Source organism: Arthrobacter sp. BG5 (assembly GCF_056680155.1).
The window spans coordinates 1,660,130-1,682,821 of record NZ_CM155268.1 but is presented as its reverse complement, the minus strand read 5'-3'; the positions used below and the strand labels follow the sequence as shown (position 1 = coordinate 1,682,821).

The window sequence follows — 22,692 nt, the reverse complement described above, 5'->3', positions numbered from 1 at the left end:
GGTGGCGGCATGAGCGAGGACGCCGCCAAAGAATTTAGGCGCCCTCCCACCGCTCAGGCTTTCGTCCTTGCCGAGCTGCGGCGCGCCATCATCGCGGGGGATTTCCTGCCCGGACAGCCGCTGCGTCAAAACGCGCTCGCCGATCGGTTCGGCGTCAGCCGGGTTCCCGTCCGCGAAGCCTTCAAGGTCCTCGAAAGCGAGGGCCAGGTGGTCTACGAACCCCACCGCGGCCACAAGGTCGCCAGCCTATCGCTCACGGACCTCCTGGAGGTCTACCGGCTCAGGCAGCTGTTGGAATCAGAGGCCGCCCGGGTTGCCGTTAAAAATCGGAGCGACGGCGTACTCGCCGCGATGAGGGCCTCCGCCAGTGAGGTGGAAACGGCCAGCGCGGCCGGCGATCTGGTCAAGATGACGGAGGCGAACCGGCGGTTTCACTTCGAATTGTTGGCAGCGGCCCGCATGCCGCGTCTGGAACGGATCGTCCAAGTCCTGTGGGACGCGACTGAGGCTTACCGGTTCGTCTACTACGGGGCGGAACATAACCGGGCCAGGGTGGAACGCGAGCACGCCCGCATCATCCAGGCCTACGCTGACGGTGACGCGGAACTGCTAGTCGCGCTGCTGGACGAGCACCGCGAACACGCAGTCGACGCGCTCCGAACTTTCCTGGACGCACCGAGCCGGCCCTAACATAACGATTCTGTGACACGGGTTACACCGTGCCACTATATTGGATACATTATCCAAATGGTCTTACCAGTACCCCGCAATGATGCGGACAGCGCAGGCGTGCCAGCCGTCCAGCAAAACGCCGTGGCGTCCATCAACGACTGGCTCGGGTTGAACGGTGCCCGCGTGCTGGTGGCGGGCGCCGGCGGGATAGGCAGCGCCTGTGTTGCGGAGTTCGTGGCCGCCGGGGCGAGTGTGCTCGCGGTTGACCGCGATGAGTCCCGGCTGGCCGCTCTTGATCCGGGCGCGGCCACGGAACGCGTTGACCTCACTTCCACGGAGGGTTGCGAGAACGCCGTTGCGGCAGCCCAGGAGCGTCTCGGCGGACTGGACGTCCTGGTGCACTCCGTCGGCATCAACCACCGGGTGCCAATTCTCGAAACCGCGGACGAGGACTGGAGCCGCATCATCGAGCTCAACCTCACCAGCGCCTTCCGGCTCGGCCGCGCGGCCGGCCGCGTCATGGTCGAGGCCGGCTTCGGGCGCCAGATCTACTGCTCGTCGGTCTCCAGCCTCCTGGCACACCCCGACCACGGTCCCTACGCCGCCAGCAAGGGCGGCATCAACCAGCTGGTCCGGGTCATGGCCCGCGAATGGGCCTCCCGCGGGGTCACGGTCAACGCCATCGCCCCCGGCTACGTGGACACGGAACTCACCAGGACGCATCTGGACCGCCCCGGGGTGCGCGAGCACTACACCTCGATGGTCCCCGCCGGCCGGCTCGGTACGGTCAAAGACCTTACCGGTCCCGTTCTCTACCTGGCTTCCCGCCAGGCGGAGTTCGTCACCGGCCATGTCCTGTACGTGGACGGGGGCAGGACCCTTGTCTGAACCCACCCGGGGCGGCCGCTTTCCGCTCCTCGCCCCGCGTGAACTCTCGGACGAGCAGCGCGATCTGTATGACGCCATCGCCGGCCCGCCGAGGGGAAACGGGCCGTTTGCCCTTGCCGACGACGCAGGACGCCTCACCGGCCCCTTCAACGCGCTGCTGCACTCGCCCGCGATCGGGCACGCGGTACAGGCCCTGGGCGCCGTCCTGCGTTTTGGCGGGTCACTGCCGGACCGTACGCGGGAACTGGTCATCTGCGCCGTCGCCGCGGAACTGGACTCCGCCTACGAATGGTACGCGCACAGCCGGGTTGCCACGGGCGCCGGCATCACCGGCACCGAGCTGAAGCAGCTGCACGACGGCGAAGTCCCGGAGACGCTGAGCGCGGACGAAAGAGCGGCGCTGGGCCTGACGCGGGCGCTGCTGCGCGGCACCGCCGTCGGCGAGGACATCCACGCGGCCGCCCTCGAACACTTCGGACACGGCGGCATCACGGAGCTCTCCGTGCTGGTGGGCTACTACCGCCTGCTTGCAGGCATCCTGGCCGCCGGAGATGTTCCCGCCCCGCCGGCCGCCACCGGAGACCCCGTACACCAGACCAATTAACACCCACCAACCCAGTCATCATCATGATCAAAAATAGGGAGAAACAACCATGACCGCTATGACCATCACTGCCCGGAGGCGTATGCAGCGCCTATGCGCAGCAGCAGTTCTTGTACCGGCAGTTTTCCTTTCCGCGTGTGGCAGCCCAGCTCCCAGCGGCGGTGACGGCGGCAATGCTGGTGGCCAGGGCGGCACGTTGTCCATCGCCACGGGCGGCACCGGCGGGGTCTACTATCCGCTGGGTGGTGGTTTTGCCACTGTGATCCGGGGCCACGTCAAGGGCTATGACGCCACCGTGCAGGAGACGAACGCATCCGTGGACAATATGCTGCTGCTCGGGAACGGCTCGGCACAACTCGCCTTCGCTGTGGGCGACGTGGTTTCCGATGCCGTCAAGGGCGAGGGTGAATTCAAGGGAAAGCCACAGGAGATCTGCTCCCTTGGCAACATCTACAACAACTTCATGCAGGCCGTCACCGTCAACGACAAAGGGATCAAGAGCGTAAAGGACATGGCGGGCAAAGTCATCTCGGTGGGCGCGCCCAGCTCCGCCACCGAGGTAGGGGCCCTGCGCATCCTCGAGGCCGCCGGAATTGACCCGAAGTCGGGCATCCAGCGCCGCCAGCTTGGCGCGGCGGAGACCATCGCCGCGCTGCGCGACGGAACGATCGATGCAGGATTCTGGTCCGGGGGACTGCCCACCGGGGCGTTGATCGACCTTGCCGGCGACGGCGACATGAAGCTGCTTCCGATCGGGGAGTACGCGGAGCCGCTCGCGAAGAAGTACGGCGCGTACTACGAGAAGAAGGACATCCCGGCCAACACCTATGAAGGGCAGACCGAGGCCGTTCCGGCGATCGCTTCGCCGAATATCCTGGCCGCCAGCACAAAGATGGACAAGCAGCTTCAGCAGGACATCACCACCGCCCTCTTTGACAACAAGGAGGCCTTGATCAAAGTCCATCCCGCAGCGCGCGAGATGGATAAGGCCACCGCGGGGAAGGTCGCCTTCGTGGAGACCTGCCCAGGTTCGAAGGCTTACTTCGACAAGTCCGGAAGCTAGCACCGATGCGTAAGCCAGCCGCCGTCGTCGTCGGCCTCGTTAGCCTCGGCCTGCTGGGAGTGGGCGGCATTGCTGCGGCCGACGGGCCGCCCGAGCCCCAGCGTGCACGCGCCCTGGTGATCAGTAACGACGGCGGCGTGCTGGCCAGCGTGCCCCTTGCCGGAGACACCTTCTCGGTGAGTTACCGCAACTCCATCTACGGCACCATTGCGGAGGAGCGATACACCGTCCAGCACGACGGAAGCTACCGCTTGGCGCAGCTGGCCGCCGACCAGCTGGCAGTGCTTGAAGAGTACTACGCCGTCCCCGGACCGCCGTCCGTGGCCGCGGACCCGGACCGCAGGGAATGGGTGACCGACCCTGATCCCGGGCACCCCGCGAAGTTCAGCCGACTGTCGCTGGCTGCAACAGATCTCGGTCGCCGCACCGTCTATATCCCCGGTGCCCCGCCGCTTGAACTATGGAAGTTAGTTGAAGACAGCGACCCGTTCGTTGTGCTATCCATCAAGGAGACCCCATGACTGAGACCCCCAGCGGCAACGGAGCCGTTGACGCCCGCACCTCGCCTGAACCCCCGGGGAGCACCATGCGGCCGGGGAGCACCGTGCGGCCGGCCTCGGACACCGCCGACGCCGCCAACCCCCTGAACCTCGCGGAAGATGGGGTGATTGACGAAGAGGCGTTGATCGCGGAGTTTGAGGCAGAGAAACCCGCCCGTCACCTGAGCGGGATGCCTGGAACCGCGGTGAAGATCATCGGTGTGGCCCTGTCCCTGTTTTCCTTGTACTGGGTCTTCAATCCAATGCCCACCCAGTTCTACCTGCCCGCGTTCCTGATGATCGCGCTGCCCATGACGTTCCTGGTGTATCGCGGATGGGGCCGCTCCGCTGCGGCCAAGGATTCCGGCCGCAAAGACAACCCGCCCATCCTCGACTGGCTGCTCGCCGCAATTGCCGCGGTTCCGTTCGCCTACATCATCTCGGATTGGGACGGCTTCTTCCGCCGCGCGATCACGCCGACCTACCTGGACCTGGCCATGGGCGTCATCGCCATTCTGGTCACCTTGGAAGCATCCCGCCGGACGGTCGGCATTCTCGTCCCGCTGGTTGTGCTGGCGTTCTTCGCCTACGCGGCGTTCGGTTCCTTCATCCCTGCCCCGTTCAACACGTCGTCCTTTAACTGGATTCGGCTGGTTGGACACAACGTCATGGGCACGCAAGGACTTTTCGGAGTTCCCACGGAGGTCGCGGCCTCGTACATCATCTTGTTCACCATCTATGGCGCCGTCCTTGGCGCCTCGGGTGCAACCAAATTCTTTATCGACCTCTCGTTCGCCGCCTTCGGACAGTCAAAGTCGGGCCCCGGCCGGACCGTGACCCTGGCGGGCTTCCTGCTGGGCACCGTCTCGGGTTCCGGCGTCGCCACCACAGTGACCCTCGGCGGCATCTCCTGGCCCCTGCTGCGCAAGGCTGGCTACCCGAAGGAACACGGCGGCGCCATCCTGGCGGCTGCCGGCATCGGCGCCATCATGTCCCCGCCCACGCTCGGTGCCGCCGCCTTCATCATCGCCGCACTGTTGAACGTCTCATACCTGCAGGTGCTCATCTGGGCCACCATTCCCACCGTCCTCTACTACTTCGGCATCATCCTCGCCATCGAAATGGACGCCCGGCGGTTCAAGACCAGGGCGGTGGATTTCGACGTCAAACCGGTCGGCAAACTGCTGCTGCGGTTTGGGTACCACTTCAGTTCCCTCATCGCGATCGTGGTGTTCATGTCCTTGGGCATGACACCGTTCCGGGCCGTGGTGTACGCCACCGGTCTTGCGTTTGTGCTCAGTTTCCTGGACCGCCAGTCCTGGCTGACGCCCAAGCGCATCTGGGACGCGCTCGCCGTCGGAGCCATGGGGGCCCTGTCCGTGATCCCCGTCATGGCAGCCGCTGGCTTGATCGTCGGAATTATGACCCTCACCGGCCTGGGTCTGAAGCTTGCGAACATCATTGTGGATTTTGCCGGCGGCAACCTGCTCCTGACAGCAATCTTCTCCGCCATTTCCGTCACCCTCCTGGGACTTGCCGTGCCGGTAACGGCAAGCTTCATCATTTCGTGGGTGATCATCGGACCCGCGTTGCAGGACGTCGGCGTTCCGGCATTCGCCGCCGCGATGTTCATCTTCTACTACTCGGTGCTCAGCGAGGTGTCGCCGCCGACGGCACTGTCGCCGTTCGCGGCGTCGGCCATCACCGGCGGCAAACCCATCAAGACGATGTGGCTGACCTGGCGGTACACGCTCTCGGCGTTCCTAGTGCCGTTCATCTTTGTGCTATCCGAGGGCGGCGTCGGGCTGCTCCTGCAGGGCGACCCAGGGTCGATTGCACTGGCATTCACCGTCTCGCTCCTGGCTGTTGCCGCCCTGGCCGTGGCTACCGGGGCCTGGCTCATCGGCCCGGCCCGCTGGCCCGAACGGATTCTTCTCGGCGTCGGGTCACTGCCCATGCTGGTCATGGATCCCCTCTACATCGGCATCGGGGCAGCGATCATCGCCGTAGGCGTCCTGGTACATATCCTCGGGCTACGCCGGCATCGCCCGGACGCGGCGGGTGCAGCCGCGGCCGGATCCCCAACCGGGAAGAACAAGGCTTCCAAGGCTCGTGACCGAAAGGACAACGCACCACTATGACGACACTGATCCCGCACCTCGCCCCCGGACTCTGGGGAGTCCTGGCCACGCCGTTCAGCGGACCGCACCTTGCGGTGGACACCGATTCGCTGCGACGCGAAGTGCAGCTTTACACCGCGATACCGGCCACCGGAATGGTGGTGCTCGGCGTCTTCGGCGAGGGGGCATCCCTGGACGCCGGGGAGCAGTCCCTGACTGTGCACACCGTGGCCGAGGAGGCCAAGGGCGCGCCTCTGGTAGTAGGCCTTTCGGCCCGGTCAACGGCCGTGGCGCTGGAGCAAGCCCGTGTCGCGGTTGACGCGGCGGGAAGCAGCCTTGCAGCCCTTATGGTGCAGGCCAACAGCTCCGATCCGGAAGTGCTCGCCGTCCATCTGACCGCCGTGCACCGGGCCACCGGCGCGGGCATCGTGCTGCAGGACTACCCCGTGGCGTCCGGCGTGAACATCACTGCGGCGCAGATCCTCGAGGTCCTGGCCCGGTGCCCGTTCATCGTGGCCGTCAAGTCGGAGGCCCCGCCCACAGCCTCCGCCATCGCCCGACTGACGCGCGCCACTTCCGTGCCCGTCTACGGCGGACTTGGGGGAGTGGGATTGTTGGATGAGCTGGCCGCCGGCGCGGCCGGTGCCATGACCGGATTCTCGCACCCCGAGGGTCTCCAGGCCGCGTTGACCGCATGGAACGACGGCGGCTTCCGCGCCGCCCGCGAGGCCTTCACCCCGTGGCTGCCGCTGGTGAACTTCGAGGCCCAGCCCGGCGTCGGACTGGCCCTGCGCAAGGAAGTGCTGCGGCGCCGCGGCATCATCGCCGAATCCATCGTGAGGCCCCCCGCGCCGAAACTGCCGCAGGAACTGGCTGACCTGATCGATGCCCACCTTGACGCCGTCCGGGTGGTGACTTCCTGATGGAGACCGGTTTGAAAGGAAAAAACGTCCTGGTTCCGGGCGCAAGTTCGGGCATCGGCCTCGCCGTCGCCCGGGCATTGGCCGTGGAAGGCGCCAACGTCGTGTTGGCGGCGCGGCGCGGGGACCTGGTCCGGGCGGAAGCTGCCCGGCTGGATTCCGCCGTCGGCATCGGCATTGACCTTAGGGACGACGGCGCCCCGTCAGCCCTGGTGGAGGCCGCGGTGGAGGCCTTTGGCCCCATCGATGTGCTCATCCTCAACAGCGGGGGACCGCCTCCCGGCGGTGCGGCGGACGTCTCCGCTGAACAGGCCCTTGACGCCGTGCACCAGCTGATGCTGCAGCACATTCGGCTCACCGCCCTGGTGCTTCCGGGCATGCGGGAGCGCGGGTGGGGGCGCGTGGTGGCAGTGGGTTCCAGCGGGGTGCAGCAGCCGCTGCCCAACCTGGCGTTGTCCAACATCGGGCGGGCCGGGCTCGCCGGGTACCTGAAGACCCTGGCGGCGGAGGTGGCCAAGGACGGCGTGACGGTCAACATGGTGCTCCCTGGCCGCATCGACACCGACCGCGTTGGCTCACTGGACGCAGCGGCGGCCAAACGCACCGGCCGCTCGCCGGAGGAGGCGAGGGCGGCCTCGGAGGCAACGATCCCCGCCGGCCGGTACGGCACGCCCGAAGAATTTGCCGCTGTCGTCGCCTTCCTCGCGAGCGGACCGGCCTCCTACGTGACCGGGGAGCAGATCCGCTGCGACGGCGGACTCGTCCGTTCCTACTAACTGAAAGAACAATTCCATGACTTCCCGCATCCTGCACCTCTGCACCATCCGCGATGGATCCACCCCTGATGGGGCCGACCCCGGGCAGGCCCGCGAAGAGGCGGCCGTCGTCCACCCGCGACGCGGAGCCGCGTTGGTCCGCGAACTGCTCCCGGGCTTTACCGGCGACATCCTCGATGTCCTGACCGGGGACCTGCTCGGGGAGCTCGAAACGGCCGCAGCCAACGCCGACGACGCCGTCTTCCGCGACCCGGAGCACCTCAGCTACGGCGCCCCGTACCGCCACCCCCGCATGCTGTGGGGGATCGGCCTGAACTACGTGGAGCACGCCTCCGACCTGACCGAAGCCGTGCCCGACGAGCCTGCCTCGTTCATCAAGGGGGACCATACGGTCATCGGCCCGGACGAGAACATTCCGATCCCGGAGCAGAGCCAGCGCACCACCACTGAGGCGGAGATCGCCGTCGTGATTGGTCGATACTGCCGCAATGTCGAGCCCGAGGAGGCGCTGTCCTATCTCGCCGGCGTCGTACCGGTCCTGGACCAGACCGCGGAAGACATCCTGCAGCGCAATCCGCGGTTCCTCACCCGCTCCAAGAACTTTCCGGGGTTCTTCTCCTTCGGACCCCGGATCGTGCCCCTCGCCGAGGTGGAGGAGGCCGCCGGTTCCCTGGCCGAGGTCACGGTATCCACCGTGGTCAACGGGGAGGTGCGCCGCAGCAACACGGTGTCGCACATGCGCTACGACCCGGCCTACCTGATCAGTTTCCACAGCAAGGTCATGCCACTCTTCCCCGGTGACATCATCTCCACCGGAACCCCGGGAGCCGTGCATATCGAACCCGGGGACGTCGCCGAATGCCGCGTGACGGGGCTCGGACCCCTCAGCAATCCCGTGACCGCCTCCAACTGAGCCTGCAGAACCACAACATAAGGAGGCTGACGCTCGTTGAGCAGCACCGAATCTTTCCCCCACGCCCCTCCCGCCGCCGCACCCCTGGACGGGATCAAGGTGGCGGACTTCTCCCGGGTCCTCGCCGGACCCTTTGCCACCATGATGCTCGCTGACTTTGGCGCCGATGTGATCAAGGTGGAGAGCCCGGGCGGTGACGACACCCGGGCCTGGGTGCCCCCCGTGGACGAACACGGCGCGGGCACGTACTTCTCCAGCGTCAACCGGAACAAACGCTCGGTGGTGTGCGACCTGCGCACCGAGGAAGGGCTCGCGCAGGCGCTGGACATAGCGCTCGCGGCAGACGTCATTGTTGAGAACTTCCGGCCGGGTGTCATGCAGCGCTTCGGCCTGGACTATGACACCCTCCGGGCGGAGCGCCCGGACCTGGTCTACTGCTCCATCACCGGCTTCGGCAGCAAGGGCGGCGCGCACCTGCCCGGGTACGACCTCCTGGTCCAGGCCGTGGGGGGACTGATGAGCGTGACCGGATCACCGGAGTCGGAACCGAGCAAGGTAGGGGTGGCGCTGGTGGATGTGGTGACCGGCCAAAACGCGGTGGTGGGCATCCTGGCCGCGCTGCGGAGCCGCGACCAGACCGGCAGGGGACAGCGGGTCGACGTTAACCTGCTCTCCTCGCTGCTTGCCGGCCTCGTCAACCAGGCCTCCAGCACCCTGGCCACCGGCGAATCCCCGCAACGGATGGGCAACGCCCACCCCAGCATTGCGCCGTACGAGACGCTGCAGACCGCGGACGGGCCGCTCGCCCTGGCGGTCGGAACGGACAAGCAGTTTGCCGCCCTGGCGCGGGTGCTCGGCGTTCCCGAACTGGCCGACGACAGCAGATTCCGCGGGAACTCGAACAGGGTGGCCCACCGGGTCGCGCTGAAGGCGCTGCTTGAGGAACAGCTTCGGAAAAAACCGGTGGTGGAATGGTCCGGCCTGCTCAGCGCGGCGGGCGTACCCGCCGGCAAGGTCAACTCGATCGTGGAAGCGATCCAGTTGGCCGCCGACCTGGGGTTGGAACCCGTGGTGGAGATTGCGGACGGGTCCAGCCCCCGCACCTCCCGCCAGGTGGCCAACCCGATCCAACTTTCGGAAACACCCGCCACCTACCGGCGGCTGCCGCCGCTGCTCGGCGAACACAGCGGTGCGAGCTTCCCGGAGCGGAACCGCCAGGCAGCCCTCCAAACCCACCCCACCGGAAAGTAGAACCATGACTGACACTTCAGACCTCATCGGCATTGACACACTGCTCACGGCGGAGGAAGTCGCCGTGCGGGAGAAAGTCCGCGGATTCGTGGACACGGCCATCAAACCGAATATCGCCGACTGGTACGAGCGCGCGGAGTTCCCGCTGGAGATAGTCCCGCAGATGGCGGAACTCGGCCTGCTCGGCATGCACATCAAGGGCTACGGGTGCCCGGGCCGGTCCTCGGTGGAGTACGGCCTGGCCGCCCTGGAACTGGAGGCCGGCGACTCGGGTCTGCGGACGTTCGTCAGCGTCCAGGGTTCGCTGGCCATGAGCGCCATCGCCAAGCACGGATCCGAAGAGCAGAAGCAGGAGTGGCTTCCGCGGATGGCCGCCGGAACCGCCATCGGCTGCTTCGGACTCACCGAGCCGTCCGCCGGGTCCGACCCCGGAAACATGCTGACCTTCGCCAAGCGCGACGGCGACGACTGGATCCTCAACGGCTCCAAGCGCTGGATCGGGCTGGCCTCGGTGGCGCAGGTGGCCATCATTTGGGCCATGACCGACGACGGCGTCCGCGGTTTCGTCGTCCCGACCGACACCCCCGGCTTCAAGGCCACCCCCATCCAGCAGAAACTCTCCATGCGCGCGTCCATCCAGTGCGACATCGAACTGACGGACATTCGGCTGCCAGCCAGCGCCATGCTGCCTAACGCCAAGGGCCTGCGCGGCCCGTTCGAGTGCCTCAACGAGGCCCGCTACGGCATCATCTGGGGCGCCATGGGGGCGGCGCGTGACAGCTACCTCACGGCCCGGGACTACTCGCAGCAGCGCATGCAGTTCGGCAAGCCACTCGCTGGCTACCAGCTGACCCAGGAGAAACTCGTCAACATGGCACTGGAGATCAACAAGGGCACGCTCCTGGCCCTGCAGTTGGGCCGGCTGAAGGACGCCGGAGTGCTCCAGCCCCACCAGATCTCCGTGGGCAAGCTGAACAACTGCCGCGAGGCGATCCAGATCTGCCGCGATGCCCGGGCCATGCTCGGCGGGAACGGCATCACCCTGGACTATTCCCCGTTGCGCCACGCCAACAACCTCGAGAGCGTGCGCACCTACGAGGGTACGGACGAGGTGCACACGCTGATTCTGGGCAACCACATCACCGGTATCGCGGCCTTCCGCTGAGAAGGTCGTGACCCCGGGACCACCCGCGTGTGATCCTGTTTGACCAGGAAGTCCGTGCCTCCTTTTGCGAAGGCACGGACTTCCTGTCGTTGGGGCGCCGTCGGTTACCGGGCGCCGGCGGTTATCGGGCGCCGGCCCGGCCGGGGACGGAGCGCCCTTCGAGCGCCTGGTTGACGATGTATTCGGCGATGGCCAGGGAGGAAGTGGCTCCCGGGGAGGGCGCGTTGCGGACAAGGACCAGATCCTGGCGGCGGGCAATCACAAAGTCATCCACGAGCGACCCGTCACCGTTCATCGCTTGGGCGCGGACACCCCGCGTGCCGGGAACGATGGACGCACCCTCGAGCGAGGGGACGAACCGCACTGCCTCGGCGATGAACTTGCGCTTGCTGATGACCGTGTGGAACTCACGCGCCGCCGACGGCAGGTTTTTCCGGGCGAAGTTCCAGAAACCGGGGAACAGCGCGTAGTCCAGGACGTCGCGCACATTGACGTCCTTCCACGAGTACGATTCCCGGCCGAACGAGATGAACGCGTTCGGGCCCAGCATCATTTCGCCGTCGATGCGCTTGGTGAGGTGCACACCAAGAAAAGGATGCCGCGGATCCGGAACCGGATAGATCAGTCCCTTGACCTGGTTGCGTGCCTCGGGGCCGAGAAGAAAGTACTGACCGAAGAACGGCACGATGCGCGGGGTGGAGGGTTCCCCCGTCGACGCGGCCAGCCGGTCGGACTGGAGCCCTGTACAGGCTACCGCGAGGTCGTAATGTTCACTCCCGTCCCTGGTGTGGACCACAACGCCCTGCCCCTGCTGCTCAAGGGAGTTGACTTCCTGTCCCAGCCTGATCTGCCCGCCTGCCTGGCGGACGTCGTCGGCGAGGGCGTTGGTGACAGCGGCGTAGTCAACGATGGCCGTTTCAGGCGAGTGCAGTGCCGAGACCCCGACGGCGTTCGGCTCCACGTCCTTGATCTGCTCGGCGCTCAGCATCCTGGCACCGGGCACACCGTTAGCTTGTGCCCGGACGAAGATGTCTTCAAGCCGCCGGGTTTCTTCGGCAGTCTGAGCGATGACCAGCTTTCCGCACTGATCGTAGGGGAGGTTCTTGGCGGCGCAGTATTCCTTCAGCAGGTCGACCCCACGGCGGCACAGGGTGGCCTTGAGTCCGCCTGGCTCGTAATAGAGACCGGCATGCACCACTCCGGAGTTATGGCCCGTCTGGTGGTAGGCCAGTTTCTCCTCCTTCTCGTAGACCGTAACCGACGCGCCGTCGAGCTGGTTGATGAGCTCACGCGCGACGGCGACACCGATGATGCCACCGCCGATGACGGCACAGCGCAATGGCTTCGTGACCATGTAATTCCTCATAACTGGGAGGGAAGTTGTCCATGCGAGAATGTGCTCGTGGACAACCTCGAACGTGCAGACAATCTGACAGATCAGGCCATCACGAGGCTCAGAACTGCGATATTGGACGGTGAGTTGAAGCCGGGCGAGCTGTACTCCGCCACCCAGTTGGGCGAATGGCTTGGAGTGTCTAGAACACCAATACGGGAGGCACTGCAGCAGCTGGCCACGACCGGCCTCGTTGTGGTCGAGCGCAATAAAGGGATGAGGGTTCGCTCCACTACTCTGGAAGACCTCGTCGAGGTGTTCCAGGTCCGACTGATGCTAGAGGTACCAGCGGCCCGGCGAGCTACTGCGGTCCGCACCGACGCCGATATCCGCAGGGTCACAGAGGCGTTCGACGCTTTTCAGCAGAGCTCCGAAACCGGAGATGCTGCCGCCACCTTGCGAACCGACCGCGACTTCCACCTGGCGTTGTTAAGTACCTCAGGCAATCACAGGATGGTGAAAATACTGGAGGACCTCCGTAACGTCGTCCTGCTCACCGGGGTGGAAACAGTCCCCAGGTCGCGTTCCTCCCGTGAAGCCTTTGAGGACCACCGGGACGTCTATGAGGCCTTCGTGGCAGGGGAGGCCGAGGAAGCCGGACAGGCCATGCGCCGCCATATAGTCAATACTGCCCGGATGCTTGTCCTGCGCGAAGCGCAGGAGCGCGGCATTTCCGCGGTCGACGTGGAGGCTCTTCTCAGCTGGACCTGACTTGCCGAGTCAACGCCAGTAGGAGGGGACCTGGAATCAGCCACTTTGCAGACCTTCATCAGCACAAGTTACCTCTGTTGCATGCAACATGCAACGGAGGGAGCTCAGATTGCACGGAGTGTGGGCCGGCGCCGCGCGGGGGCGTTCCTCGGCTTAGAGGTAGTCCGGGGCCGGTTCCAGGCCGAAGTAACCCTCCAAGGTGCTGCTGACTTTCCCCGCGAGCTCCTTGCCCACATAGCGCAGGTGCCAGGGCTCGTAGGTGTAGCCGGTAACGTCCTCGGCACCCGCCGGGTAACGGATGATGAAGCCGTACGTCTTGGCGTTCTGCGCCGCCCATTTGCCCGCCGGCGTGGTGGCGAAGCAGGCCTGCAGGGCACAGACTCCGCTGGCGTTGCCGATGTCCATCGCCAGGCCGGTCTGGTGCTCGCTGAAGCCGGGCCGGGCGGCTAAAGTGTCCGCCGTCGCCTGTCCGTACTGGCGCACGTAGCTGTCATAAAGGCTGGCCTGCTGGCTGTAGGAACGGTAGCCGCTGACCGGAATGATGTTCACGCCGGCTCCCTTGGCTGCTTTAGCCAACAGCTTGTAGGCGTCCGCGGCCTCTGACCGCAGCCGTTCCCCCTGGACCCTGACCAGCCGTGCCGGCACGTACGTAGCCGGATCCAGCGGCCGGTGCTTGTTGACCACCACCTGCAGGCTGGAGGCGGAATCGATGTCGTAGCCCGCCGCCGTCAATGCCGTCACGGGCGGCGCGATCGTGCCGAGCGCGAGCATCAGCCCCGCCACCGCAGCTGTCATCCTGCTGATTCTTTTGAGCACCGTTGCCTCCCAGAAGTGTCCGGAACAGATGCGGGGAACCCTACCGGTCTGTCCGGCCGGCGTCGAGGGTGTTTTGGTTTGGAAGATCCGGGACGAAATCCTCATGTGGTGGCTGCCCAACAGGCCCACCATGATCGTATGAACGCTGAAACCGCGAAAGCGCCGGAGCTGAACCTTCCCCAGGCCTTCCTTCTGCTGGCAACGAACGACCAAAACGGCAAACCCGAAGTGCCGGTGTTTGCCCTCAGAACCACGTTGGCCGGGGCCATTTTGGCCGAGCTGGAGCTGACCGGTGCCATCGGGCTGCAGGGAAAGAATGTCCGGGCCACCGCGGCCGCCCCGCCCACCGACTTCCAGCACGAGCTGGGGCTGATCCGCGGCAAATCACGGCCGCACACTCCCAAGCGCTGGGTGGCCATGCTGGAGGGCCGAGCAGAAGTGCAGCGTGTCTACGAAGGGATGGCGTCTTTGGGCATCGTGGAACCCGTCGGAGAGAAACACCTTGGCCTGTTCAAGTCCACGCGGTACCCGGAGAAAGACCACGGCCCGGAAGCTGCGCTGCTGAAAAAGATCGAGGCCTCGCTCAGCGGCGCCCCTGCCGATGTCGGTGCGCCGGCCGATGCCGGCGGGGCCGGCTCCACGGCAGCGCCCGACGCCGGGACGCCCGAACCCGCGGCGGCCCCCACTGCGCCCGCCCCCGACGCGGCGGCCCCCGGAACCCCGGAAGCTGGCGCCCCCGACGCCGGCACACCTGCGGCGATGGCCCCCGAGGCCGGGAAACGCGTCGCCGCAGCGCCGGATCCCCGAACCACGGCACTGATCGCCCTGCTGCAGGCGGCCGGCCTGTTCGGCAAGCTCTTCCCGGCAGCAGATCGAAGCTACGCCGACGAGCTGGCAAAGGACTACTGGCCTGCCCGGGCTGTGGAGGACGAACTTCGGATGATCAGGCTGGCGCAGGAAGAAGCCGCCACCCTTTGATGCACCGGTCCGGGACGGTACGGGACAGAACCACGACGGCGGGGGGACTCCCGCCGTCGTCGTGCTGCCTGCTGAACTCAGCCCGCCCTTAGGCGCGGCCCTTCAGGATCAGGTTCCAGTACATAAACGGCAACCCGTAGCGCTTCAGCAGCCACATATCGGTGCGTTCCTTTGTGGTGTCGATGAACGGGATGCTGGGTGCGGGCTGGAGGCTGTAATCGAACTCCGCCAGCAGCATCTTCCCCCGCGCCGTCGTCAGCGGGCAGGAGGCGTAGCCTCCGTACTGGGCTGCCGGCACTGCGCCCTCGAGGGCGGCCAGCAGGTTCTTCACCAGCACCGGGGCCTGCTTGCGGATCGCCGCGCCGGTCTTCGAGTTCGGCGTGGACCCGGCGTCGCCCAGGGCGAAAATTTCCGGGTACCGCTTGTGCTGCATGGTGTGCTTGTCCACGTCCACGTAGCCTGCGGGGTTGGCCGGATCGGCCAGAGAGGTGCGCTTGAGCCAGTCCGGCGCCGACTGCGGCGGCACCACGTGGAGCAGGTCGTAGTGCAGTGACTCCTTGGTCCCCGCCGCGTTGTCGGTAATCTCTGCCATGCCGGCAGCGGGGTCCACCGAGGTCAGCTCGCTGTTGAAGCGGACTTCGATGCCGTACTTGGCCACCACCCGCTCAAGCTCGTCGGCGAACACCTTGACCCCGAACATGCCGGGCGTGGGCAGGACCATCACCACTCGGATCTTGTCCAGGACGCCCTGCTTCTGCCAGTAGTCGGCGGCCAGGTATGCGATCTTCTGCGGAGCGCCGGCACACTTGATGGGCCCCGAGGGCTGGGTGAAGATGGCCGTCCCGGACTTCAGGTTGCGGATCAAGTCCCAGGTCTTCGGCGCCAGGTCGAAGCGGTAGTTGCTGGACGCCGTCGGTGAGTCCACGGCTTCGGCCATGCCGGGGATCTTGTCCCAGTCGAGCTGGATGCCGGGGCTGACCACGAGGTAGTCGTACGTGACGGTCCCGCCGGAGGCGAGCTCGACGCTGCGCCGGTCCGGGTCAATGTCCGCCGCGGCGTCCTTGATCCAGGCCACCCCCTGGGGCATGACGGAGGCCTGCGGCCGGACCGTTTCCGCCTGGCTGGCCGATCCTCCGCCGACCAGCGTCCACAAGGGCTGGTAGTAGTGCCGGTCGCTCGGCTCGATCACCCCGATGTCGGTCCGCCCCGCGCGGCGGAGCCGGGCTGCAACGCTCAGCCCCGCGTTGCCGCCTCCGATGATCAGGATCTCGTGGTGCATGCTCATGGATAAGACGCCTCTCTGGGAGCCTGGCGTCGCGTCGCCGCCGACGCCGGGTATATCGGGGGATTGATCGGGCCGCGGAGGCCGGCGGGGCGGTACCGGCAGCATCTTCGCCTGCGCGTCCGGACTCCGGGGTCTCCGTGCTCTTCAATCACTGTGACGTCTCTCACTATATACCCCCGGGGGTATTTCGTATACCCCTTGGTGGTCCTCCCGCCGGTCGCCGCTCGACCCCGAGCACGGCCCCGTGTCAGGCAGGCGGCTCCGGCATCAAGACCGTGCCTGTCCCGGGGGCAGAAACGCCCCCGGCACATGCCGGGGGCGTTTCGTGGCTCAGCTGCGCTATTTCTGCCTACTACTTGGCTGCGGTAACGGTGGCCTCGTAGGTGAGGATTTCGGTGCCGTTGCCCTCCTCGCCGTTGTCCGGGGCCACCTTCAGGGTGAGGCGGCCGCCGTCGGCGGTCATTTTGAAGGGGTTGCGGGTGGCCACGTGCCCGGCGGTGGACCACTGCTGGAAGGGGACGTCGCGGATCACGCTGCGGGACTTGAGATCGATCATTGCCATGCCGCCGAGTTCATAGGTGGCGCCGGTTCCGCCGGCGGTAGGAGTCTGCGGGAGGTTGGTGACCCCGCCGCACAGCATTTTCGAGTTGGGCACGTACTGGCAGTCCTGGTAGTCGATGAAGTAGTTCGGGTTCTGCCAGGTGGAGAGCTGCTTGCCGCGCAGGTCCCATTCGGCAAAGCGCCGCGATCCCCAGGTGTTGCCGACCAGATGGCCGGTCTGCTTGTCCATCACGATGCCGCCAAAGTGGTCTTTCACCTCGAACTGCTTGTGTACGTCGAGGGTGGTCGCGTCCACCCGGTAGATGATCGCGCTGCTGTCGGGCCGGTACTGGGCAACCGGGACCCAGACGTTGGTGCCGTCGAAGTCGATGCCGCCGGGGTGGTACATGTCGCCCTCGCCCAGGATGATGTCCTTCTGCAGTTTCCCGGCCTTGTCCATAACGAACAGGTGCCCGACTCCCTTGCCCGGCGTGCGGTCGAAACCGCCCTGCGGGGAGGGGAACTTTGTGGTCGGTTCGGTGATCTGGACGGCCGAGAGGAAGATGTGGTCCCGGCTGAAGGCGATTCCTTCGGTGTGGTACGTGGGGACATCCAGCTTCAGTTTGCCGGTCTGCTGCCAGTTCGTGGACCGGTCGACGCCGCCGAACGCCTCGGCCAGGGCGGTGTTCGTTTCGCGGTGGGCGCCGGAGCCGGCGTCGCTCCCGCCGTGCCGGGTGCTGGGGCCTACGGCCTGGGCGGCGGCCGTGCCGCCGATTGCGGACGCTGCCAGGACGATGGCGGCGGCGGCCGTGAGGAGGCCTCGGGTGCGAGTAGCGCTCATGGGGGAGCCTCTCAAAAATTGGATCTCAACAGGACCCCGCAAACGTACTGGCCGGTTATGAACCGTTCGTGGAGTGCCGGTGAACGGCAAGAAGCATCACCGGTTCCTGCCTACCCGAATTTTCTCCATTGACCTTCCGAGACCACCTCGACGGAGCCGTCGACGACTTTGATAGCTGTCTGTTCGTCGATCGCATAGGAGGGGACTCCGATGTCGGCGGCCCACCGCTCGGCCTGCGCCAGGGTGTTGGTCGGGAAAGCGTCCAGATGCGGGAAGATCGAAAAGTCCACCGCCCCCAGGGTGCGATCGTCCTGCGCGGCCGGCCACGCCACGAAGGACTGCCCGATCCGGGGCGTCATCACCATGCTTCCGGCGCTCACCCCCACCCAGACCGTGTCAGGCAGTGACGGCAGCAGCTCGGCCAGCCCGGACTCCCGCATCCAATGGCAGAGGTACGTAGCGTCGCCGCCGTCGACCAGGAGCGCGTCGGCCTCCCGGAGCCAGGGGACCCAGCGCTCCGCCCCGATGGTGGGCAGCGCCGTGAGCTCGAGGACGCCGAGCGACGCCCAGCCCAGACCGGACAAATGGCGGGAGCCAGGCTCGGCGGCCAGGAGGCCCCGCACGGATGCCGGTCCGCACATCGGGTGACCCCACTGCGCTGTCGGGACCACCAGGGCGTGGCTCTGGTCGATCGGCTTGCCGAGAAGCTGCACGAGCGCCGAGTGGATGCTCGGGTTTGTCACGCCGCCGGAGGTAAGTAAGAGCTTCACGAGTGCCCCCTGTGGTCGCGGTTGTGGATGCCTGGCCTACCGGACTTCCCATGAGATGCGGTCATCGGCCCAGTTTGCCAGCGGGGCGAGGCGGAGGCCAGCCGCGGGCGCGTCAAGCCTCCGGTTCCTGCTGCTGTGCCTGGCATCAACCGCCGAGGCCCAGGGCTGCACGCGCGCTCTTCTTGCGTTCAGCGAGGTCCTTGCGCGCGGCCAAAGCTTCGTCCATGCTGACGGCGACGAACCTGGTGGACGTGCCGGGCGCGGCGCGGGCCACCAGGTCCATGTCGGCGCTGATGACTGTTCCCACCATGGCGTAGCCGCCGCCGGAGACGGCGTCACGGTGCAGGATGATCGGCTGGGTGCCGCCCGGAATCTGGATGGACCCGACGGCGTAGCCTGCATCCACGATGTTGGACGGGTCGGAACCGGCCCCGAAAGGCTGCTCCCGTTCCTTCCACTTGACGCCGGGACCGGAGTACCGCAGCCCCATCCGGTCGGCCACCGGAGTCACCTTCCACTCGCCGTTCAGGAGGTTGTCAAGTCCCTCGTCGGTGAGGCGGTGGTCGTAGAGCCCCAGCACAATCCGAACGGTCTGCTCCTTGCCGAAGACGGGCCGGAACTCCTCCGGAATAGTATCGGCGTCGGGCACCGCTCCGTTGTTGAGCGGGCTGCCGACGGGAACGCGGTCGCCGGCCTCCAGCTTGCGGCCGTGGAATCCGCCGATTGCGCCCAGGCTGTAGGTGGACCGGCTACCGAGCACCTCGGGCACGTCGATGCCGCCCTGGACCGCGATGTAATACCGGGTGCCGCCCTGGATGACGCCGAAGCTGAGTTCGTCGCCGGCCTTCAGCTGCAACCGGGTCCACTGGGCCCGGGATTCGCCGTTGACCTTGACCTCAACCGGTGCCCCGGTGACGGCAAGAACAACATCCTGGTCGGTGGTGAGCGCCGGGCCCAGGTAGGTGCATTCCAGGACCGCTTCCTTGGCGGTGTTGCCCACCAGCGCATTGCCCAATTCGGCGGAGTACTGGTCCAGTGAACCGCTCTGCGGAATGCCGACGTTGTAGTGGCCGGTGCGTCCCTGGTCCTGGACCGTGGTGGCCAGCCCGGGGCTCTTGATATCAAATGCCATTGAGGGCCTCCATGAGTTCCTTGTTGTAGCCTTCGGGATTCGCCAGCGCTTTGGCCAGATCGAAGGTCACGGGCGCCTGCCGGTAGCGGAACGTCCCCGCGGCGATCTCGGCCTGGATGCTGTTGTACTCGGCCTCGGTCACGGGCTTGAACTTCACAATGTCGCCCGGCCGGAAGAACACCATAAAGTCCTTGAAATCGGCCAGGGCCTGCGCCGGATCGAAGATTGGCGCGGCAGCGACGCCAAACATCTGGTAGCCGCCTGCGCCCCGCACCGAGTAGATGCAGCCGAAGCAGCCGCCGTGGCCCACGGTCAGGGCGGGGGTATCCGTACGGGGGCTCAGGTACTTGGGGACTTCCAGCTGCTTCTCGCGCTCAACCAGCTGGAAGAGGAACGGCAATCCGGCGACGAAGCCGACCATTGACACCAGCCAGGGCTGCTCGTGATGCCGCTTGATGAACTCCGCGGCGTCCTTGAGGTTGTTGACTTTGGCGGCGTAGTCAATGTCGCTGCCGCCCGGCTCCTGGTGGAATCCTTCGCGGAAGCGCTCTGCCACTTCGGCCGTGAACGGATCGTCGTACCAGACGGGCACCTCGATGATCCGGGTTTCGAGGGCCTGCTGCTGGTGGTGCGCCAGGTCCCCTTCAATGGTCCGGACGGTCTCTTCAAGGCTCGACGGCGGCAGGACGTCGGGATCGAACCTCACCAGCAGCGAGGCGTTGGCAGGGCAGATATCCACGATGCCCGGCAGCTCCAGCTCTGCAAGCTTCTCGGCGATCGACATGACCCTGAAATTGGCGGCCAGGCTCATGGACTCGGAGACCTCGACGAACAGGAACTCGTCTCCGCCCCAGGTGTAGCGGGCCTCCAGCTCGGCGGGTGCGGGGCTACTCATGGTGCCTCCATCAGATTGTCGACGGTTTCTATGAACTTTGAGTGGTGCTTGACGGCGGCGAATTCGAGCCGGTCCAGCAGCTTCTTGAGCACGGGAATGGTTGTCTTGACCCCTTCGATCCGGGTCCCGTACAGGGCCTCCAGCGCCCCTTCGATGGCGGCTTCGCGGGTGTCCTTGTGGACAATGAGCTTCGCGAGCATGGAATCGTAGTACGGGCTGACCGTGGACCCTGCCTCCACGCCGGCGTCGATGCGGATCCCGTCGCCTGCAGGCCATTCCAGGGCCGTGATCAGGCCCGGGCTGGGGAAGAAGTTGTTGTGCGGGTCCTCGGCGTTGATGCGGCACTCGATGGCGTGGCCGCTGAATTTGATGTCCTCCTGCCGGACCGACATGGCGCCGGTGGAGGCGATGAGCAGCTGTTCACGGACCAGGTCGACGCCGGTGATTTCCTCGGTGATGGGATGCTCCACCTGGATCCGGGTGTTCATTTCGATGAACGCGGCCTCGTGGCCGACCGGGTCGTAGAGGAACTCGACCGTTCCGGCGCCGCTGTAGCCGCACTCCCGGGCGAGTTCCACCGAGGATTCGCGGATGGTCCGGCGGACGGCGTCGGGAAGGTCCGGGGCCGGGGCTTCCTCAATGACTTTCTGGGAGCGCCGCTGCATGGAGCAGTCGCGGTCTCCGAGGTGGATGAAATTGGTACCGTCGCCAAGGACCTGTACCTCCACGTGCCGGGCGTGCTTTACGAAGCGCTCCAGATAGACGGTCGGATCCCCGAAGACCGACGCCGCTTCGCCGCGGGCCATCTCGATGGTCTCCAGCAGTTCGCCTTCATTGTGCACAAATCGGATGCCGCGGCCTCCGCCGCCGGCGGAGGCCTTGACCACCAGCGGGTAACCGATGCCGCGGGCCTCTTCCACGGCGTCGGCGTCGGGGTCGAGCGGCCCGTCGGACCCGCGGAGGATCGGGACCCCTGCCTTGCGGGCGGATTCGCGGGCCAGGGACTTGTTGCCCATCATTTCGATCGCGCCGGCGTCGGGACCCACCCAGGTGAGGCCCGCTGCTGCGACCTTCCGCGCAAACTCGGCGTTCTCGGAGAGGAATCCGTAGCCAGGGTGGACGGCGTCGCAGCCGTTGTCCACGGCGGCGGCGATCACGGCGTCCTGGTTCAGGTAGCTGGCGGGTGCAGGGGCGGGCCCCACCACGACAAAGTTGTCCGCCGTGCGCGCGGCCAGGGAATCGGCGTCGGGCTCGCTGACCACCAGGAGCGTCTCGATGCCCATTTCGCGGGCTGTGCGGGCGATCCGCACGGCGATTTCACCGCGGTTGGCGATGAGCAATTTCTTCATCATTAGCCTTCTCGGATGACGATAATGGTGTCGCCCGGATTGACCATGTCGCCCTCGTTGACCTGGAAGGATTCGAGGGTTCCGGCCACATCGGACTGGATTTCGGTGAACTGCTTCATGATTTCGATGATGCCGACGGTCTGGCCGACTTCGATGGTGTCGCCCTCGTTGGCGAAAGGCGGCTTGCCCGGGCCCGGCTTGCGGTAAAAGACTCCGGGGAGGGGGGAAACAATGTTTGCCATGGGGTGCTCGCTTTCAGATGGTTGGATGATTCGGCTCTAGCCCAGGACCGCACGCACGGCGCTGGCCACGGCAGTGGAATTGGGTGCGTCGGAGTGCACGCAGATGCTTTGGAACGGAATGTCCAGTTCGGTGCCGTCCACGGCCAGTACCGGCTCGCCGGCGAGTGCGCGGCTGACGCGCTCGGCGGCGGCTGCGGGATCGGTGGGAACCGGGCGGCGCTGGATCAGCAGCTCGCCTGCCGGACCATAATTGAGGTCGACATAGAGTTCCGGCACGAATTCCACGCCCATGGCCCGGCACACTTTTTCGTGGGCCGTGCCGGCGAGTCCGTAAAACGGAACTCCGTACTGCAGCGCCGCTCCGGCGGCGGCCTGCATCAGTTCCTCGTCACCGGCCAGCATTCCGTACAGGGCGCCGTGCGGTTTGATGTGGTTCAGCGTGAGCCCGTGCTTGCCGAGGAACGCCGTCAGGGCCCCGGTCTGGTACAGGATGATGGACTCGACCTCGTCGGGGCTGAGCACCATCCGGCGGCGGCCGAAACCTACGACGTCGGGGAGGCCGGGGTGCGAGCCGACAGCCACCCCGTGCTCGGCCGCGAGTGCCACGGTGCGGCTCATCACGTCGGGATCGCCCGCGTGGAACCCGCAGGCGACGTTGGCGACGTCGATGATGCGCATGAGTTCTTCGTCGTTGCCGAACTCGTGGAGACCCAGGCCTTCACCCATGTCGGAGTTCAACAGCACACGCCCTTGAGCGCGCGGAGCGGTGTCGGGGGTCACATTTGTTTGCATGGTGCAACGCTACTCAGCATCCGGTGCCGCCGATATT

The 22,692-nt window shown here is 66.2% G+C and carries 23 protein-coding genes; 13 read left to right on the top strand and 10 right to left on the bottom strand.

The window, feature by feature from the left end; all coding sequences use genetic code 11:
- The first annotated feature begins 9 nt into the window (after nt 1-9).
- Genes AC1MBE_RS07750 through AC1MBE_RS07700 form a run of 11 tightly spaced genes read left to right on the top strand, consistent with a single transcriptional unit; the run spans nt 10 to nt 10,911 of the window.
- Nucleotides 10-690: a GntR family transcriptional regulator gene (locus AC1MBE_RS07750; protein WP_479782131.1), complete on the top strand. Its 681-nt coding sequence runs from the start codon at nt 10-12 to the stop codon at nt 688-690.
- Nucleotides 691-747: 57 nt separating this feature from the next.
- Complete coding sequence (locus tag AC1MBE_RS07745) at nt 748-1,560, top strand: SDR family NAD(P)-dependent oxidoreductase (RefSeq protein ID WP_479782129.1); 813 nt, start codon at nt 748-750, stop codon at nt 1,558-1,560.
- Nucleotides 1,553-2,164 carry a carboxymuconolactone decarboxylase family protein gene (locus AC1MBE_RS07740; protein WP_479782127.1) on the top strand — a complete coding sequence of 204 codons (612 nt, stop codon included), beginning with the start codon at nt 1,553-1,555 and terminating at the stop codon, nt 2,162-2,164. The genes AC1MBE_RS07745 and AC1MBE_RS07740 overlap by 8 nt, the downstream gene beginning before the upstream one ends.
- Nucleotides 2,165-2,222: 58 nt before the next feature.
- Nucleotides 2,223-3,227 carry a TAXI family TRAP transporter solute-binding subunit gene (locus AC1MBE_RS07735; protein ID WP_479782125.1) on the top strand — a complete coding sequence of 335 codons (1,005 nt, stop codon included), beginning with the start codon at nt 2,223-2,225 and terminating at the stop codon, nt 3,225-3,227.
- A 5-nt stretch (nt 3,228-3,232) separates the two neighbouring features.
- The gene (locus AC1MBE_RS07730) at nt 3,233-3,748 is read left to right on the top strand and encodes a hypothetical protein (protein WP_479782123.1); all 516 of its coding nucleotides are present in this window, start codon (nt 3,233-3,235) and stop codon (nt 3,746-3,748) included.
- On the top strand, nt 3,745-5,907 hold the full coding sequence (locus AC1MBE_RS07725; protein WP_479782121.1) for a TRAP transporter permease: 2,163 nt from the start codon (nt 3,745-3,747) through the stop codon (nt 5,905-5,907). Before AC1MBE_RS07730 ends, AC1MBE_RS07725 begins: the two co-directional genes overlap by 4 nt.
- On the top strand, nt 5,904-6,809 hold the full coding sequence (locus tag AC1MBE_RS07720) for a dihydrodipicolinate synthase family protein (protein ID WP_479782120.1): 906 nt from the start codon (nt 5,904-5,906) through the stop codon (nt 6,807-6,809). Before AC1MBE_RS07725 ends, AC1MBE_RS07720 begins: the two co-directional genes overlap by 4 nt.
- Nucleotides 6,810-6,820: 11 nt before the next feature.
- Nucleotides 6,821-7,582 (top strand): SDR family oxidoreductase, encoded by a 762-nt coding sequence (locus AC1MBE_RS07715; RefSeq protein WP_479782118.1) that lies wholly within the window; start codon nt 6,821-6,823, stop codon nt 7,580-7,582.
- A 16-nt stretch (nt 7,583-7,598) separates the two neighbouring features.
- Nucleotides 7,599-8,495, top strand: a complete 897-nt coding sequence (locus tag AC1MBE_RS07710; RefSeq protein WP_479782116.1) for a fumarylacetoacetate hydrolase family protein — start codon at nt 7,599-7,601, stop codon at nt 8,493-8,495.
- A gap of 36 nt (nt 8,496-8,531) precedes the next feature.
- Nucleotides 8,532-9,746 (top strand): CaiB/BaiF CoA transferase family protein, encoded by a 1,215-nt coding sequence (locus AC1MBE_RS07705; RefSeq protein WP_479782114.1) that lies wholly within the window; start codon nt 8,532-8,534, stop codon nt 9,744-9,746.
- A gap of 4 nt (nt 9,747-9,750) precedes the next feature.
- Nucleotides 9,751-10,911, top strand: a complete 1,161-nt coding sequence (locus tag AC1MBE_RS07700) for an acyl-CoA dehydrogenase family protein (protein WP_479782112.1) — start codon at nt 9,751-9,753, stop codon at nt 10,909-10,911.
- A 121-nt stretch (nt 10,912-11,032) separates the two neighbouring features.
- Here AC1MBE_RS07700 and lhgO read toward each other — a convergent pair whose 3' ends face one another.
- Complete coding sequence (gene lhgO, locus AC1MBE_RS07695; RefSeq protein WP_479782110.1) at nt 11,033-12,265, bottom strand: L-2-hydroxyglutarate oxidase; 1,233 nt, start codon at nt 12,263-12,265, stop codon at nt 11,033-11,035.
- Between the two features lie 48 nt (nt 12,266-12,313).
- On the opposite strand from lhgO, the gene AC1MBE_RS07690 reads away from it, so the two are divergent.
- Complete coding sequence (locus AC1MBE_RS07690) at nt 12,314-13,015, top strand: GntR family transcriptional regulator (RefSeq protein WP_479782108.1); 702 nt, start codon at nt 12,314-12,316, stop codon at nt 13,013-13,015.
- Nucleotides 13,016-13,168: 153 nt separating this feature from the next.
- Here AC1MBE_RS07690 and AC1MBE_RS07685 read toward each other — a convergent pair whose 3' ends face one another.
- A complete protein-coding gene (locus AC1MBE_RS07685; RefSeq protein WP_479782106.1) occupies nt 13,169-13,810 on the bottom strand; it encodes a M15 family metallopeptidase in 642 nt (213 codons plus the stop codon).
- 159 nt (nt 13,811-13,969) lie between these two features.
- Between AC1MBE_RS07685 and AC1MBE_RS07680 the strand changes: the two genes are divergently transcribed.
- Nucleotides 13,970-14,809 carry a GOLPH3/VPS74 family protein gene (locus AC1MBE_RS07680; protein ID WP_479782104.1) on the top strand — a complete coding sequence of 280 codons (840 nt, stop codon included), beginning with the start codon at nt 13,970-13,972 and terminating at the stop codon, nt 14,807-14,809.
- Between the two features lie 88 nt (nt 14,810-14,897).
- Here the strand turns inward: AC1MBE_RS07680 and AC1MBE_RS07675 are convergent, their stop codons facing one another.
- The 8 genes from AC1MBE_RS07675 to pxpA all read right to left on the bottom strand — a co-directional run bounded on the left by AC1MBE_RS07675 (nt 14,898) and on the right by pxpA (nt 22,655).
- Nucleotides 14,898-16,094 (bottom strand): NAD(P)/FAD-dependent oxidoreductase, encoded by a 1,197-nt coding sequence (locus AC1MBE_RS07675; RefSeq protein ID WP_479782102.1) that lies wholly within the window; start codon nt 16,092-16,094, stop codon nt 14,898-14,900.
- 352 nt (nt 16,095-16,446) lie between these two features.
- Nucleotides 16,447-17,475 (bottom strand): DUF6454 family protein, encoded by a 1,029-nt coding sequence (locus AC1MBE_RS07670; RefSeq protein ID WP_479782100.1) that lies wholly within the window; start codon nt 17,473-17,475, stop codon nt 16,447-16,449.
- 110 nt (nt 17,476-17,585) lie between these two features.
- The gene (locus AC1MBE_RS07665) at nt 17,586-18,245 is read right to left on the bottom strand and encodes a Type 1 glutamine amidotransferase-like domain-containing protein (RefSeq protein WP_479782098.1); all 660 of its coding nucleotides are present in this window, start codon (nt 18,243-18,245) and stop codon (nt 17,586-17,588) included.
- Between the two features lie 145 nt (nt 18,246-18,390).
- Entirely contained in the window at nt 18,391-19,377 is a 987-nt protein-coding gene (locus tag AC1MBE_RS07660; protein WP_479782096.1) for a 5-oxoprolinase subunit C family protein, read from the bottom strand.
- Nucleotides 19,367-20,272 carry a 5-oxoprolinase subunit B family protein gene (locus AC1MBE_RS07655; protein WP_479782094.1) on the bottom strand — a complete coding sequence of 302 codons (906 nt, stop codon included), beginning with the start codon at nt 20,270-20,272 and terminating at the stop codon, nt 19,367-19,369. Before AC1MBE_RS07655 ends, AC1MBE_RS07660 begins: the two co-directional genes overlap by 11 nt.
- Entirely contained in the window at nt 20,269-21,624 is a 1,356-nt protein-coding gene (locus AC1MBE_RS07650) for an acetyl-CoA carboxylase biotin carboxylase subunit (RefSeq protein ID WP_479782092.1), read from the bottom strand. The genes AC1MBE_RS07655 and AC1MBE_RS07650 overlap by 4 nt, the downstream gene beginning before the upstream one ends.
- The gene (locus AC1MBE_RS07645; protein WP_346957941.1) at nt 21,624-21,863 is read right to left on the bottom strand and encodes an acetyl-CoA carboxylase; all 240 of its coding nucleotides are present in this window, start codon (nt 21,861-21,863) and stop codon (nt 21,624-21,626) included. Before AC1MBE_RS07645 ends, AC1MBE_RS07650 begins: the two co-directional genes overlap by 1 nt.
- A 36-nt stretch (nt 21,864-21,899) precedes the next feature.
- Nucleotides 21,900-22,655: a 5-oxoprolinase subunit PxpA gene (pxpA, locus tag AC1MBE_RS07640; RefSeq protein WP_479782090.1), complete on the bottom strand. Its 756-nt coding sequence runs from the start codon at nt 22,653-22,655 to the stop codon at nt 21,900-21,902.
- Between the last annotated feature and the right edge of the window lie 37 nt (nt 22,656-22,692).

Excerpts from the sequence above, each read along its gene's own strand:
- AC1MBE_RS07750 (WP_479782131.1), top strand. The coding sequence starts at position 10 with ATGAGCGAGGACGCCGCCAAAGAATTTAGGCGCCCTCCCACCGCTCAG.
- AC1MBE_RS07745 (WP_479782129.1), top strand. The coding sequence starts at position 748 with ATGGTCTTACCAGTACCCCGCAATGATGCGGACAGCGCAGGCGTGCCA.
- AC1MBE_RS07735 (WP_479782125.1), top strand. The coding sequence starts at position 2,223 with ATGACCATCACTGCCCGGAGGCGTATGCAGCGCCTATGCGCAGCAGCA.
- AC1MBE_RS07730 (WP_479782123.1), top strand. The coding sequence starts at position 3,233 with ATGCGTAAGCCAGCCGCCGTCGTCGTCGGCCTCGTTAGCCTCGGCCTG.
- AC1MBE_RS07725 (WP_479782121.1), top strand. The coding sequence starts at position 3,745 with ATGACTGAGACCCCCAGCGGCAACGGAGCCGTTGACGCCCGCACCTCG.
- AC1MBE_RS07720 (WP_479782120.1), top strand. The coding sequence starts at position 5,904 with ATGACGACACTGATCCCGCACCTCGCCCCCGGACTCTGGGGAGTCCTG.
- AC1MBE_RS07710 (WP_479782116.1), top strand. The coding sequence starts at position 7,599 with ATGACTTCCCGCATCCTGCACCTCTGCACCATCCGCGATGGATCCACC.
- AC1MBE_RS07700 (WP_479782112.1), top strand. The coding sequence starts at position 9,751 with ATGACTGACACTTCAGACCTCATCGGCATTGACACACTGCTCACGGCG.
- lhgO (WP_479782110.1), bottom strand. The coding sequence starts at position 12,265 with ATGGTCACGAAGCCATTGCGCTGTGCCGTCATCGGCGGTGGCATCATC.
- AC1MBE_RS07685 (WP_479782106.1), bottom strand. The coding sequence starts at position 13,810 with ATGACAGCTGCGGTGGCGGGGCTGATGCTCGCGCTCGGCACGATCGCG.
- AC1MBE_RS07680 (WP_479782104.1), top strand. The coding sequence starts at position 13,970 with ATGAACGCTGAAACCGCGAAAGCGCCGGAGCTGAACCTTCCCCAGGCC.
- AC1MBE_RS07675 (WP_479782102.1), bottom strand. The coding sequence starts at position 16,094 with ATGAGCATGCACCACGAGATCCTGATCATCGGAGGCGGCAACGCGGGG.
- AC1MBE_RS07670 (WP_479782100.1), bottom strand. The coding sequence starts at position 17,475 with ATGAGCGCTACTCGCACCCGAGGCCTCCTCACGGCCGCCGCCGCCATC.
- AC1MBE_RS07660 (WP_479782096.1), bottom strand. The coding sequence starts at position 19,377 with ATGGCATTTGATATCAAGAGCCCCGGGCTGGCCACCACGGTCCAGGAC.
- AC1MBE_RS07655 (WP_479782094.1), bottom strand. The coding sequence starts at position 20,272 with ATGAGTAGCCCCGCACCCGCCGAGCTGGAGGCCCGCTACACCTGGGGC.
- AC1MBE_RS07650 (WP_479782092.1), bottom strand. The coding sequence starts at position 21,624 with ATGATGAAGAAATTGCTCATCGCCAACCGCGGTGAAATCGCCGTGCGG.
- AC1MBE_RS07645 (WP_346957941.1), bottom strand. The coding sequence starts at position 21,863 with ATGGCAAACATTGTTTCCCCCCTCCCCGGAGTCTTTTACCGCAAGCCG.
- pxpA (WP_479782090.1), bottom strand. The coding sequence starts at position 22,655 with ATGCAAACAAATGTGACCCCCGACACCGCTCCGCGCGCTCAAGGGCGT.